10 protein-coding genes are annotated in these 14,318 nt (G+C 39.4%); all 10 read right to left on the bottom strand.

Features of this window, described 5'->3' with window-relative positions; genetic code table 11:
- Nucleotides 1–95: 95 nt before the first annotated feature.
- The 10 genes from H9L23_RS16595 to H9L23_RS26905 all read right to left on the bottom strand — a co-directional run bounded on the left by H9L23_RS16595 (nt 96) and on the right by H9L23_RS26905 (nt 14,039).
- Entirely contained in the window at nt 96–878 is a 783-nt protein-coding gene (locus H9L23_RS16595; RefSeq protein WP_187591442.1) for a carboxylesterase family protein, read from the bottom strand.
- A 67-nt stretch (nt 879–945) separates the two neighbouring features.
- Nucleotides 946–3,243, bottom strand: coding sequence for a beta-glucosidase BglX (bglX, locus tag H9L23_RS16590; RefSeq protein ID WP_187591441.1), 2,298 nt, complete (start codon nt 3,241–3,243; stop codon nt 946–948).
- Between the two features lie 98 nt (nt 3,244–3,341).
- Nucleotides 3,342–5,096 carry a discoidin domain-containing protein gene (locus H9L23_RS16585; protein WP_223190990.1) on the bottom strand — a complete coding sequence of 585 codons (1,755 nt, stop codon included), beginning with the start codon at nt 5,094–5,096 and terminating at the stop codon, nt 3,342–3,344.
- A 12-nt stretch (nt 5,097–5,108) separates the two neighbouring features.
- Complete coding sequence (locus tag H9L23_RS16580; RefSeq protein ID WP_187591440.1) at nt 5,109–5,510, bottom strand: hypothetical protein; 402 nt, start codon at nt 5,508–5,510, stop codon at nt 5,109–5,111.
- A 57-nt stretch (nt 5,511–5,567) separates the two neighbouring features.
- Nucleotides 5,568–6,926, bottom strand: a complete 1,359-nt coding sequence (locus H9L23_RS16575) for a glucoamylase family protein (RefSeq protein WP_187591439.1) — start codon at nt 6,924–6,926, stop codon at nt 5,568–5,570.
- 15 nt (nt 6,927–6,941) lie between these two features.
- On the bottom strand, nt 6,942–8,606 hold the full coding sequence (locus H9L23_RS16570) for a glucoamylase family protein (RefSeq protein ID WP_187591438.1): 1,665 nt from the start codon (nt 8,604–8,606) through the stop codon (nt 6,942–6,944).
- 75 nt (nt 8,607–8,681) lie between these two features.
- On the bottom strand, nt 8,682–9,506 hold the full coding sequence (locus tag H9L23_RS16565) for a LamG domain-containing protein (RefSeq protein ID WP_187591437.1): 825 nt from the start codon (nt 9,504–9,506) through the stop codon (nt 8,682–8,684).
- A 23-nt stretch (nt 9,507–9,529) separates the two neighbouring features.
- Nucleotides 9,530–11,014, bottom strand: coding sequence for a RagB/SusD family nutrient uptake outer membrane protein (locus H9L23_RS16560; protein WP_187591436.1), 1,485 nt, complete (start codon nt 11,012–11,014; stop codon nt 9,530–9,532).
- An 11-nt stretch (nt 11,015–11,025) separates the two neighbouring features.
- Entirely contained in the window at nt 11,026–12,930 is a 1,905-nt protein-coding gene (locus H9L23_RS26910) for a SusC/RagA family TonB-linked outer membrane protein (protein ID WP_262892394.1), read from the bottom strand.
- A gap of 56 nt (nt 12,931–12,986) precedes the next feature.
- Nucleotides 12,987–14,039, bottom strand: a complete 1,053-nt coding sequence (locus H9L23_RS26905; protein WP_262892371.1) for a SusC/RagA family TonB-linked outer membrane protein — start codon at nt 14,037–14,039, stop codon at nt 12,987–12,989.
- Nucleotides 14,040–14,318: the final 279 nt, after the last annotated feature.

The raw sequence follows: 14,318 nt of genomic DNA, 5'->3' as shown, positions 1-14,318 counted from the left end.
TGAAGAATCGGGATCCGGGCTTTACGCTTTATCAGGTTTATTTAACATGGAGTTGTGATACTTAGGTAATTTCACCGCTGAGCTATTCTACCAATCTATTGCCTCTTATGCGAAAACAACCAACTCAATAATTCTGGCTCTGCAAATGCACTGTCCCAGCTGTTGTGGTTTGCATTTGGATAAAGGGTAAACTTTACTTCATCACCAACCGTTTTTAAACGTTCAGCAATTGCAATTGAGAATGCCGGATCAACAATGTCATCCTTTGCACCGTGAAAGATCCATAGCGGAATTTTCTGGTATTTTTTAATATTGTTAGTGTTGTCTCCACCGCAGATGGCGATAGCAGCGGCAAATTTACGACGTTCTCTTCTTAACAGTTCGTAAGTACCCATTGCACCCATTGATAAGCCGCCAATATAAACCTGTTTTTTATCTACATAAGGTTTTTTAAGAAAGTTTTTAACCATTCCTTGCAGTGCATGCATCACTTTGGTCGGTTTGCCACCTTCTACAAAACTGATTCTTCTTTTGCCTTTGGCATCTTTCTCAAAATTGGCATTGGCCCAAAAATCATTCTGCGGACATTGAGGGAAAACCACAATTGCAGGGAAATTTTTGCGTACATCACTCTTTAGAAATAATTTCCCGCCATGCACCAGTTGACTGGCATTATCGTTACCTCTTTCTCCACTTCCATGTAAAAAGAAAACGATCGGATATTTTTGGTCGGGATTAAAATTCTCCGGGAAAAGTATCCTGTAGTAGATAGAATCCTTTCCTTTGATATAGCTTCCCCTGTCGTATTTTTTAAAATCCTGAGCGTTTAAAAAGAGTACCGAAAAAAGAGTGCAGATTGTAAATAAAATCTTTTTCATCTAACAAAAATAGAAAACCCTGGCTACTTTACAATAGCACAGGGTTTATAACCAAACCTAATTGTCTTTATTTCAGTGTAAAAGATGCTTCTTTTACATCACGTGAGTTGGTACCAATAAATACTTTAAAATCACCTGGTTCTGCCACGAATTTTAGATCAGAATTGTAAAATTTAAGGTCGTTCTCCGAAATGTTAAAAGTGATTGTTTTACTTTCTCCGGCCTTTAAATTCACCTTTTGGAAACCTTTTAATTCTTTAACCGGACGGGTAATACTACCTACAAGATCCTGGATGTATAACTGAACCACCTCTTTACCATCGTACTTACCTGTATTGTTTAAAGTAACCGATGCGGTGATCGATTTTCCTTTGGTTAAGGTATTTGAACTTAATTTAATATCACCATAGTTAAAAGTGGTATAACTTAAGCCGAATCCAAATGGGTATAGCGGATCGTTGCTTACATCTAGATAATTGGAACGGAATTTTTCGAACCATTTACCTTCTGCCAATGGGCGACCGGTATTTTTATGTGCATAATATAATGGTACCTGACCAACATTTTGAGGAAAAGTGGTACTCAATTTACCTGACGGGTTAACATCGCCAAAAAGTACATCGGCAATTGCACTTCCTGCTTCGCTGCCCGGGAACCAAACATTTAAAATGGCCGGGATATTTTCCTGCTCCCAGTTTAATGCCAGCGGACGGCCTGTAAATAATACCAATACAACTGGTTTACCTGTTTTAGCCAATGCCTTTAATAAGTTTTTCTGTGTTTCAGGAATCTGGATATCGGTTACACTACTGCTTTCGCCGGTAAATTCAGACCCTTCGCCAATAGTAGCCACAATTACATCCGATTTTTTCGCTACTTCTAAAGCTTCTTTGATCATTTCAGCTTCTGTACGTGGATCGCGTTTATAAGTAGGGTTGTGGATGTTTACATAACGGTGTTCCATGGTAGAATCGGCCAGGAAGTTGGCACCACGGGCCGTTAATACTTTGGCATTGTTACCTAAAGCATTTTTTAAACCTTGAAGCACGGTTACCGATTGATCGAAAAGAGCTGCAACACTCCAGGTACCGTACATATTCGCGGTATTATCGGCCAATGGACCGATTAAACCAATAGTTCCTGATTTTTTAAGCGGAAGTAAATTGTTGTTGTTTTTTAACAATACAAAGCTTTCGCCTGCAACTTCGCGTGCCACCTGGCGGTTAGCCGGACTGAAAACCTCTTTTTGTGCTCTTTCAGCGTTGCAGAATTTATAAGGATCGGTAAATAAGCCCAGTTTGTATTTGGCCTGAAGTACTAATCTACAAGCCCTGTCTATTTGCGCGATACCTACTTTTTTCTCAGCTAAAGATTTTTTTAAGGTTCCTAAAAAGCCTTCACCAACCATATCCATATCAACTCCTGCATTTAGTGCCAATGCAGAAACAGTTTGTAAATCGCCCATGCCATGTGCAATCATTTCAGGGATACCCGTGTAATCGGTTACTACAAAACCTTTAAAGCCCCATTGATTACGTAAAACATCAGTCATTAACCATTTGCTTCCGGTTGCAGGAATGCCATCAACTTCGTTAAAAGAAGCCATTATGCTGGCCGCTCCGGCATCAACAGCTGCTTTGTAAGGTGGGAAATATTCGTTGTACATACGCACTTTACTCATATCGGTGGTATTGTAATCTCTACCGGCTTCTGCTGCGCCATATAAGGCATAGTGTTTTACACAGGCTAAAATTTCGTTATTGGCCTGAAGTTTACCTTGATACCCTCTTACCATAGCGGCTGCAATCTGCGAGCCTAAATAAGCATCTTCACCACTTCCTTCGGAAATGCGGCCCCAACGTGGATCTCTTGAAATATCTACCATAGGAGAGAAGGTCCAGTTGATGCCACTGGCACTTGCTTCAATTGCCGCAATCCTCGCTGATTTTTGTACGGTTGCCATATCCCAGATACAGCTTACGCCCAAAGGAATCGGGAATACCGTATTGTAACCGTGGATCACGTCCATTCCGAAAAGTAAAGGAATTTTCATACGGCTGTTTTCTACCGCGATTTTTTGAACGGCTTTAATCTTATCTACACCTTTGATGTTGAATAAACCACCAACCTGTCCTTCTTTTATTTTTTTAGAAATGTCGCTGCTATTGGCCTGTCCGGTGGTAATATCACCAGAACTTGGCAGGTTCAGCTGACCAATTTTTTCGTCAACGGTCATTTTCGCCATCAGGTTGCTGATGAAAGTATTCATCTTTGCCTCTTCTGTCGAAAGAGGTTTTTTGGTTTGTGCTGATCCGTTCAGTACAAGCAGTGTTAAAAAAACAACCAGGATATTCGCTCTCTTCATTATATATGTGTTTTATTCTTTATTAATCAGTTTTGTGGTAATCGTTAAAAACGATTGGTTATTTTCACACTCATTACAAATGAGCATGAGCGCTTATATTAATCTACCTTCTTCACTTCGGTTTTTACCGATACGCCGTTCTCATTTATCGCCTCGATAGAAAAATAATAGGCCTTTTGACTGTCCATTGCTTTAAACCAATATTCATTAAAATCGTGGATCATGATGCAGTTATACAGCTTGTCGGGTGCTGTACCGTAATAAAGATTATACGCAAAAGCATTATCAACAGGTTCCCATTTGATGTAGGCGCTGCGTTTATCTTTTTCTGTCCTTAATACGATCAGGTTTTTCACTTTTGTTGGTTTTTCTCCATTTCCGTTCCCGAATACGCGTAGACCACTAATGGCGAATTTTCCGGTAGGCATGTGAATATTCACCAATTTAATGAACCTTGTTTTTATTGGTTTTTGGAGTTCGATGTAATCGTGCGGAACATCCGTTTTGTTTTGGCTTTTATCAATCAGAGTAGTCCATTTTTTCCCATCTGTTGAGGAAAGGATTTTATATTGGTGGTAAATTCCCGTCTGTTTTCCTAAGAATTCAGCATCCTGATCAGCATAGTTGAGCTGTATGGCATTAACGGTTGCAAGGCTACCCAGATCAGTCTGGATCCATTCACCATTATTAGCTGTTTTTGCGCTCCAATAGGTTTTAATACTTTCATCAACGGCATTATTGGCATTAAAGCTTCCTAAAGTAGAGGAAACGGTTACCGGTTTTTTATAATTAATAAGCATCCAGCCTGGTCCGGCAGGCCCACCTTCTTTTCTTTCGGATGGTAAATAAAGCGGATAATCGCCAAAGGCGGTATTGGTCCACATGACATCGTCTTTATCGAAACCAGTTTGCCAGATACCAATTCTACGTTCCCATGTATTTTTTACGCAGATAATGCTGGTAGAAACATGCCAGTAATTTTTGCTGTTATCCTGAAAGGTTGCACCATGACCTGCACCCCGTGAAAATCCACCGCCTTTATAACTCAAAGGATCAGACTGCGGAGTTGTAGGCGTATCATAGAACAAAGGTTTGGTACCAACTACCACGCCGTCGGAATAACCACTAAATTCAGTTCCCGGTGCGCCATACTGGAAATAATATTTGCCATTGTGTTTGGTCATCCAGGCACCTTCTGCAAAAGGATCGAGGAAAGTATCGTCCATATATTCGCCAAAACGCTGCCAGCCATATCTCCAGCTTTGGAGCAGGTACATTGGCATACGGGTACCTTTTGGCTGAAAAGTTTTGCGGTCTAATTCTACGCCATACATCGGGTAATTGTTGCTGCTTCCATTGTACATGTAAAACTTGCCATCGTCATCAGTAAAAAATGCAGGATCCCAGCCACCAATTTCTAAAGAATCGACCAATGGAAACCATTTGTTGCCTTTAGGATCGGTACTTCCCCACAAAGTGAAGTTTTTAGTATAGGTACTCCCGAAAACCACCATGGTATCGCCAACGATGCCTACTCCAGGTGCACAAAGTTCATCTTTGGTTTTATTCCAGGGACGAAGAAATTTCTTTTCGTGGAACTTCCAGTTCAGCATATCGGCACTGTGCCAGTAACCCCATTGGTTGGTGCTGAAAAGGTAAAAATCACCTTTATAATTTACAATTACCGGATCGGCTGTGGCACGGTGTTTACCCCATTCGGTAAAAGATTCGAAAGGCGTATAACCATAATCTATATTGATGGGGTTGCAATAGGTTTTTTGCTGCGCATAAACAGCATAACTACCACAAAAAAGGGCTGTAATTAAAAATATTTTGAATAAATGTTTAGCCATTATTCGTAAGGGTTAATTAAAAATGTTTATTCTGGCACAACTGGAACAGCCTATCGACATTCCGCTGACGCTTAATCCGGTAACATGTGATTGGTGTTCCCAGTAAACCCACATATCATGTGCGCCGCCTGTTGAAGTTAATTTTACAGTGTAACTGTCTCCATTTTCTGGTATCTGCCCTATAATTGTTCCGTTTGGAGAATTAGGCTGGATAAAGAAAACATAAGCACCACCACTGGTATTGTTTTCTAGCCTTACATATACGCCATCACTGGTGGAATTTGTTGCGGTTACATTTACGGTTGCAAATTTTGTTTTTATGCTTTTATGTTTAGTGCCCGGTATGGCAGTGAAGCCCGAATTTAAGGTCACAAATCCTATCATTGCTGTTAATACTAAAATTATTCTTTTCATGGTTCTGTAGATTTAATTTGAAATATATGATGGCTAAACATTTATATGCAACTAATACTAGGGCTGAAACTGAAAATCCAGTTTCTTTAATCCGTTTTGAACATCTTTATTTCCCATAAATAATTTCCAAAGCAGGCCTGATCTGTAGTTTTCGATCATCACTACCATTGGTCCCTGATCGATGCCTAAATACCTTTTCGGATACCAGTTATCGGTTTCAGAAAAGGCATCATAAAAACCGTATTTACCCCAAACTTTATCACCCAAATCTTCATAAAGGTGTCTGATTACCTTCATCGATTCTTTTGGCGTGTAAGGGATAGATGATATGGCTGCAGTGGGAGAAATAACGCCGTAATCTTCCTGCAGGCTATGGGCAGCATAACCTTTTACCGAGTAACTCGCGGTTAAACCCCAGCTATTTTCGCCATAACCTTTAAATTTTTTAGGATTGGCTACACAATAATCGTGTATGGCCAAAGTTTGGTTTACATTGTTTTCCCAATAATTTGCATATCGGTCTTTCAATCCCTTAGGATTTAAACCTAAATATGAATAATGTGCCCAAAATAATGGACCCACAGAATTTTTTGCACCTTGATAATCTAATGGAATATGATGTCCATAAAGATCGAAATCTGCTTTAATTGCTCCTCCTCTTGCCCAACCTTCGTGGTAAACTTCGGCTGGTATGGTATGAGTAGGGGAGGAAGCTGCCATTACATACATAATTAAACATTCGTTATAGCCTTTTACCGGAAAGTTCATTTCCCAGTTGTACTCCGGCGACCAATGCCAGTACAATACATTTTGTCCGTTGCGGAACCAGTTAAAATCGATACCCTTCCAAAGGTCATCGGCTTTTTTTGCCAAAGCTTTTTCGGGTTCAGAACCATTTTTATAATACTCGTTGATGCAGATTAAAGCCTGAGCAACGAATGAGGTTTCAACTAAATCACCTCCATTATCTTTTTGTCCAAATGGGCGTACTTTTCCTGTTTCGCCATTTATCCAGTGCGACCATGCGCCATGAAAACGATCGGCTTTGGATAGGAAATCCAATATTTTGTTTAAACGATCTAATCCTTCTTTTTTGGATACATAATTCCTGTCAATCCCACTCAAAATGGCCATTAAACCAAAACCTGTTGCACCTGTAGCTACTGTGTTTTTATCATTTTCCGGATAAACGTTATCTACATGGAAACGCTCCCTGCCTGCGCCAGAAGTTGGTTCGGCACCATCCCAAAAATATTGGAAGGTCTGTTTTTGAACCAGATCCAATAATTCGATATCGGAAAGGTTTTTTTTGATCGTTAGATCTGGATTGTAGGTCTGTTTTTCACGCTGTGCACATGATGATAGCGTAAAAAGGGTAAACGATAATAAGAGGAAGTTTCGGAATATAAATTTCATTGCTGATGTATAATGTTAAAGATTGGGGCTGCTAAAACCAAGATTTTTCATGCCTGCTTTAACTTCAGGGGCCGACATAAATAAGTTCCAGATTAATTTGGTTCTATAATTTTCGATCATCACAACTATTGGTCCCTGATCTATTGCTAAGGTGGAAGAGGCAAACCACTGGTCTTTTAAAGAAAAGGCATCATAAAAGCCATATTCTCCCCAGGTTTTATTGCCCAGTTTATAATAAAAATATTTTAACGCCTGCATCGATTCCGTTGGTGTATACGGGAAAGATGATAAGGCTGCCGTAGGCGCAATTACGCCAACATCATTGCCAGGGGCACTTGCTGTGTATCCATTTTGGATATCGCTTGCCGTTAAGCCCCAGCAATTTTCACTGTAGCCATAGTTCCCGAGTGGGTTTGCCTTACAGTAATTGTAGTTAATTAAAGTATGTGCTTTGGTTTGCGTTTCATAATTGGCATAGGCATCGCTTAAACCCATCGGATTAATCCCTAAGAAAGAATAATGCGAAAAAAATAACGGTCCGCCATTCGCTGTGCCCAAAGGAAGTTGAACACCGTAGTAAGTATTCCCATTTTTCATTGCTCCATTTTGTGCCCAACCAGTATCATAAACGGTTTTAGAGGTGGAGTAAGTAGGAGAGGCTGCAGCCATTACATAAGTGATGAGGCACTCGTTCCAGCCTTTAATAGTTAGGTTCATGTCCCAATTATAATTAGGGCTCCAATGCCAGTAAAGCGTATTACTATTATCTTTTCTGTACCAACTCCATTCTACACCATTATAAATGGCATTAATATCAGCTCGTAATGTAGTTTCTGCTGCATCTGCTCCATTAAAATATTGACGGGCCGTAATTAGGCCCGCCATTAAAAATGAAGTTTCAACAAGGTCGCCACCATTATCTTTGGTACTGAACGGAATTACTTTTCCGCTATTGCCATCCAACCAATGTGGATAGGCGCCATGAAAGCGATCGGCGGTTTTTAAAAAGGATACCATCTTTTGGATCCTCGCCAATCCATCAGTTCTGCTGATGAAATTCCTGCTGATACCGGTAACCAGGGCCATAATCCCAAAACCCGATCCACCGGAAGTTACGGTATTACCTGATGTATTTCTTTCCCTCGCGAGGCCACTGGTTGGGTGGGCAAAATCCCAGAAATATTTAAAAGTCTGTTTTTGTACTAAAGTTAATAGTTCCTCGTCGCTGATGCGGGCAAATTTATCTGCATCATCTACAGCAGTAATCAGGTTTACGGCAACCGCCGATTGAAGTTTGCCGCCGGTTTTTGATGAAAGATTGTTATTAATGTTTAAAATATATTTAGTAATGGGCTGCAATGCTGTAGTGGTAATTACAACCGTATTATCGTTGTTCTCTAATTTGGAAGTGAATGCGGCCGGAGTTCCGGAGGCATCGCTGAGGGTAACATTGCCACTTATAGAAGTGGAATTGATTGGTGATGAGAATGTTATTTTGATAATAGGGCTACTGTTTAAGCCATAATAGGTAAAACCACTGTAAGCGTCGTTTACCTTTAAATCGCTAAAAGCGAAAGATGTTGGTGTAACAGGCGGATCAACCGGTGCAGGTGTATCACCTTTTTTGCAGGCTGTTACAAAAAGGACAAGAGTTAAAAAATATGGGAAGATTTTTGTCATTACACAAGGTTAAAAAGGGTTGTCAGCAATGACAACCCTTTATTATTAATTGCCTATTTAAGCGTTAGAAAAGGATTATTTCCCTCTGCCTTCTAAAATAGAAAGTGCACTTACTTCTGCATCAGTTAAGGCTTTATCAAAAAGTCTAACTTCATCAATCTGTCCCGTTAAAAAGCTAGCCCAATCCTGTTTGGTTGTTCCGGTAGTCTGACTTGGGGTAGTTTGGAATTGAACTGTGCCAAAAACAAACTTTCCTGTATTGGTAAACGCAAAAGGGCCCATAGCGGTAGAAGCGATGGCTGCTACTCTTGAACCATTGATGTAAACTTTAACAGTAGAAGTTGTTTGATCGTAAGAAACTGTTAAGTTTACCCATTTGCCAAATAGATTTTGAACTCCATTTACCTGATATTCCTTATCTGACCCACCCTGATTAAGGTGTATTCTTAATAATCCATTGGCGGCAGTACTACCATTTTCGATAAAGATTTCAATATTACCCCAAAACTGGGTGGTATTGGCTAAGGTAAACAATCCGATAATACCAGTGCTTGGCGCTGGGCTATTAAACCATTCACTTACGGTAAAACTTTTTAAAGCGGCAACTTTGTTTGATGGTGTTGCTAATACGTAACTATTTAAGGCGCCTTGTAACGATTGTTTTTTTACACCTGTTCCAAAAGTTGTACCCGTATTTACACCAGCAGTATTAGAAGCACTGTCAATCAAGCCGCCATCAAATGCAAAGTAGGAAACAAGATTACTTGGTGCAATTTGTTTTGCGCTGGTGTAGCCACCGATATTTAATGCTGGTGCATAGCTTGATGGATCAAATTTTTTCTGGCAAGAGGATAACCCTAAAGTTACAGCTGCCACCAATAAAAAATATTTTGTTTTCATTTCTTTTCTATAAAAGTTAGCAATTAATAACCGGGATTTTGTGTAATCGTACCTGCACTTTTTTCAATCTCCTGTGAAGGAATTGGCCAAACCTCGTTTTTACCGGTTTTCCAGCCTTTAGGACCAAAAACTGTAGCAGCCCGTCCTTGACGGATCACATCGAAATAACGATCAGATTCCATAGCCAATTCAACAAATCTTTCTTTCCAGATAGCTTGACGTAAAGCCTCTTTGTCTGTTGTAGTTACATCAGGCACAACACCTGCTACACCGCCTCTTGCACGTGCACGGACACGGTTTAACGAAGTTTGTGCTAAACTTGTATTTCCCTGTTCGTTTGCTGCCTCAGCATTCATTAATAAAACCTCTGCAAAACGCATTACCCTTACGTTTTGATCAGCTCCCTGATTAAAACCGGTAACAATTTTATTAAATGGTACATAAGCTTTTTGATTATACATAGGATTATCAGCTGTATTAGAAATAGCATCACCTTCTGGAGTAGTTTCACCTCTGTAAAGGATAGTTGCATCACGACGTACATCGCCAGCTTCGTAGGCAGATTCTAATGCTGCAGTTGGTACATTAAAGCCCCAACCTGTATCAGGAGTATTTCCTCTGGCACCCTGTACCTGGCTATATTGTGAGTTAGATGCGTCTTTGTTGTTCAACAAAAGTTCACATTGGATTTCGAAAACAGATTCAATATTGTTCTCGTGATTTAAACGAAAACCCTGTTCAAAATTAGGGTATAAATCATATCCTAAAGTCATAACGGTATTGGTAAGTGATAATACCTGATCCCATTTTTTAAGATACATCGCCACTTTAGCATGAAGTGCTAAAGCTGCACCTTTAGTTGCCCTGCCTAAATCGGCAGCTGGATAAGATTGCGGCAATGCTGCGGCTGCGTCATCTAAATCTTTTTCAATCGCCGCATATACCTGTGCTTTAGGCGTTCTTGGAATGTTAAATTCAGACGGATCTTTAGGTACACTTAAGCGTAGAGGAATATCGCCAAATGCACGTACCAATCTGAAATAAGAATAGGCACGAACAAATTTTGCTTCTGCCAAGTAACGTGCCTTAAGACTGGCATCCATACTTATTCCAGGAACGTTATCCAGTACCTGGTTGCACAAATTAATATTCTGATACTGGCCTTCCCAAAAACCATTTAACTGAATGGTAGTAGAAGAAGCTGTAAACTGATCATATTCATTCATATAACTCGAATCGTTCGGGCTACTGCCTTTTTCGGCTTCATCGCTCCCTATACTTTCGATTGCAAGGGCAGGAAATGCAGTATTGGCCCAATTTCTTAAGTTACCATAAATAGAATTTACTGCAGCTGTTGCATCATCAGCTGTTTTCCAGAAGGTTACTGCTGGTTGTTTTGCTTGCGGATCTACATCTAAAAAACTTTTTTTACATGCAGATATTACTAAAAGAGAGGAGCAAATGGTTAGAATCCCGATCTTTTGTATATAAGTATTTTTGTAATTCATTTTCGTTGTGATTAAAAAGTAACTTGAACACCAAATCTGTATGTGGCCTGAAGTGGATAAACGTTTGCATCTATACCGGCGTTGGTAGGGGTGCCACCTACTTCAGGAGTAAAACCTTTGTAGCCAAATAGCGTTACAGGATTTTGGGCATCAAGGAAAAAGCGGAGTTTTTGCATCTTCCATTTGTTCACTAATAAAGAAGGAAGTGCGTAGCCCAACTGTACATTTCTTAAGCGGATATAGGAGCCGTCCTCGACATAAAATGAATTAGGTGCAGAATTGGCAGTTGTTCCCAAATTTACAGAAGGATAGGTTGTTGAAGTACCTTCACCATGCCATCTGTTATCATAAAAATCTTTAGTGAAGTTTTCGTTACCAAAACGAGATGCAATGTTAGCGTTATAAACATCAACACCGGCTAAACCCTGAATGTCAACAGTAAGATCGAAGTTTTTATAAGCTAAATTTGCACTTAAGCCATAAGAATAAGTTGGGTTTGGATTTCCTAAAACAATACGGTCATTACCATTAATAATACCGTTACCATCTGTATCAACATATTTAAAGTCTCCTGGCTTAGCACCTTTTTGTGCAGAAGCGGCGATTTCAGTAGCATTTTGGAAAATACCAGCAACTTCATAGCCATAAAACTCTCCTATTGCTCCGCCTTGAATAGTACGCGTAGCGAGGCCACCATTTGAAAGACCTGCACCACCTGCATAAATTGGGTTGTTACCTGTTACAACTGATAAAACTTTATTTTTGTTATAACCAAGATTACCACTAATTGAGTAAGCAAGACCAGATTCGTTTGTATCTCTCCAAGTTGCTGAAAATTCAAAACCACGGTTTTGGAAATCTGCTTGGTTACCAATTTGGTTACCCGAACTGGTACCGATTGATGTTAGAACAGGGATTTCGAAAATTGCCTGCTCGGTTCTCTTATTGTAAAAACCAGCTTCGATGTTTAACCTGTTTTTCAAGAATGCAGCTTCAAAACCAACATCTGTTCCAGTAGTACGCTCCCAATTTAAGAACGAAGGAACCAATGTACTTACATTTTTACCAGTATAAGCTACGCCATTAAGAATAGCTACATATCCGCCATTTTGTGTAACTGTTAAAGTTGTTGGATTTATCGGAACACCTGCGTTACCCACTTTACCCCACGAGGCTTTTAACTTTAAATTGTTAAATACAGTTTGATCTTTCATAAAATCTTCTTGAGAAATTACCCATCCAGCACCTACTGATGGGAAATAACCCCAAAGATCGCCTCCGCCAAAAAACTGTGAAGCCGCATCAGCACGAAGCGTTGCATTTAATAAGTAACGGTCTTTAAAAGAATAATTAACCCTGCCGAAATAAGAAGCGTATGTTGTTAATGCACCACCATCTGTAACGGAGCGCTTATCTGCATTGCCTAAGGTTAGATATAAATCGCCATCACTTGAATAAGGTACATCAAATGCTGTTGCATTTAGGAAGTAAGATTTTCTTCTTTGTGCAGTTTGACCCGCCAAAACAGTTAAATTATGCGATCCAAATGTATTTTTATAAGTCAATGTATTTTCAATGATCCAGTTTCTGGTTTCATCGCGTTTAACATCCAATTGGCTTTGTGTACTTTGTTGACCTTGGGTAGCTTTGTAAACAGGAATATAAGCCCTTACTTCATTTTGACCAAAATCTCCACCTAAACTCGTTTTAAATGTGAAATTTTTTGCAATGGTTAATTCTGCATATACATTTCCATTAATCCTGTAGTTTAATGATTTTTGGTTAAAGAAATCAATTGTTGCCTGTGGATTAAAATTATTACCGCCACCTAAACTAAAATCATTGGCATCGCCATAGGTTCCATCAGCATAATAAACTGGAACAACCGGACCTGCAGCATATAATTGACGGAATATAGTTGATGGAATATCGTTTGATTTGATAGCCGTACCGGAAACAGTATAACCTATTTTTAAAGGGCCAATATTTGGAAATCGTTAGATAATTTCGCGGTATAACGTTGATAGTTTTGTTTTTTTACAATTCCATCTTCATTGGTATATCCTAAAGAGAAATTATATGTCGATTTATCACCGCCACCGTTTACAGATAATTGATGATTGGTTTGCAATGCATTTCTAAATACCTGATTGTACCAGTTGGTACCTACGCCATAGCTTTCTGGATTTGTAAATAGTTTTGCCGCGCCACTCGATGCTGATAATTCATTGATTAGTGTAGCATATTCTGTTGCATTGGCCATTTCTATTTGATTGGTTACAACTTTGTAACCTACTGATCCGTTATAAGTAATAGCTGCCTGGCCTTTAGTGCCCCTTTTAGTCGTAATGAGCACCACTCCGTTAGCTGCACGAATACCGTAAATGGATTGTGAAGATGCATCTTTCAAAATGCTTAAATTTTCAATATCTGCAGGATTTAAAAAGCTGATATCATCATACCATACTCCATCAACTACATATAAAACACCGGTATTGCCATAAATTGTTCCTGTACCACGAATAGTGATCTGTGGTGATGAACCTGGTGCACCATTATTGGTAATGGTTACACCTGCTACCTTACCTTGTAAAGCGCTAATTGCATTTACCGATGCCTGCTTAGAAATATCCTCGCCTTTTACCGTTCCAACCGCGCCTGTAACATCAATTTTTCTTTGCGTACCATAACCCACAACCACAACCTGCTCTAACTGTTGTGTTGATGATGCCAATGATACATTAATGGTGGTTTGATTATTTACAGCCTGCTCAAGTGCTGTGTAGCCTACAAAGTTGAATACCAATGTGGCATTGGCTGGTACGCTAAGAGAATAGCCGCCATTTACATCTGTTTGGGTGCCGGTTTGTGTGCCCTTAATTAAAATAGATACGCCTGGTAATGGAGTTTTGTCACCTCCATCAATTACCTTACCTTTTACAGTAATGTTTTGCGCTAATGCTACGTTAATTGTTAGCAAACAAAATGCAGCGAGAACAGAAATTCTTGTAAAGATTCTTTTCATGCTTTATTATAAATTTTAGTTTAATTGTTAGTTAAATGTGAGGTTGTTTTTGCTGATGTGCAAGTGTTTGTACCTCTACATTTATACATCATATTGCTTTGTGGGGTATCTCAACCAACTAAACCGAATGCGATTTTAGCCTAAAAACGCAGTTTTTGAGATTTTAACATAATTTTAACATATACACAAGTGTACAAATAACACTAAGTGTTTTGTGGGGTTATAAAAACGGTTATGAGAGGTAATGATGTAGTGCCAATTCTATATGGTGGGATACAA

Source organism: Pedobacter roseus, assembly GCF_014395225.1.
In the GTDB taxonomy this organism is placed as follows: domain Bacteria; phylum Bacteroidota; class Bacteroidia; order Sphingobacteriales; family Sphingobacteriaceae; genus Pedobacter; species Pedobacter roseus.
The sequence above is the reverse complement of the archived record's forward strand: the minus strand, read 5'-3'. Positions and strand labels throughout refer to the sequence as shown.

Excerpts from the sequence above, each read along its gene's own strand:
- H9L23_RS16595 (WP_187591442.1), bottom strand. The coding sequence starts at position 878 with ATGAAAAAGATTTTATTTACAATCTGCACTCTTTTTTCGGTACTCTTT.
- bglX (WP_187591441.1), bottom strand. The coding sequence starts at position 3,243 with ATGAAGAGAGCGAATATCCTGGTTGTTTTTTTAACACTGCTTGTACTG.
- H9L23_RS16585 (WP_223190990.1), bottom strand. The coding sequence starts at position 5,096 with ATGGCTAAACATTTATTCAAAATATTTTTAATTACAGCCCTTTTTTGT.
- H9L23_RS16580 (WP_187591440.1), bottom strand. The coding sequence starts at position 5,510 with ATGAAAAGAATAATTTTAGTATTAACAGCAATGATAGGATTTGTGACC.
- H9L23_RS16575 (WP_187591439.1), bottom strand. The coding sequence starts at position 6,926 with ATGAAATTTATATTCCGAAACTTCCTCTTATTATCGTTTACCCTTTTT.
- H9L23_RS16570 (WP_187591438.1), bottom strand. The coding sequence starts at position 8,606 with ATGACAAAAATCTTCCCATATTTTTTAACTCTTGTCCTTTTTGTAACA.
- H9L23_RS16565 (WP_187591437.1), bottom strand. The coding sequence starts at position 9,506 with ATGAAAACAAAATATTTTTTATTGGTGGCAGCTGTAACTTTAGGGTTA.
- H9L23_RS16560 (WP_187591436.1), bottom strand. The coding sequence starts at position 11,014 with ATGAATTACAAAAATACTTATATACAAAAGATCGGGATTCTAACCATT.
- H9L23_RS26905 (WP_262892371.1), bottom strand. The coding sequence starts at position 14,039 with ATGAAAAGAATCTTTACAAGAATTTCTGTTCTCGCTGCATTTTGTTTG.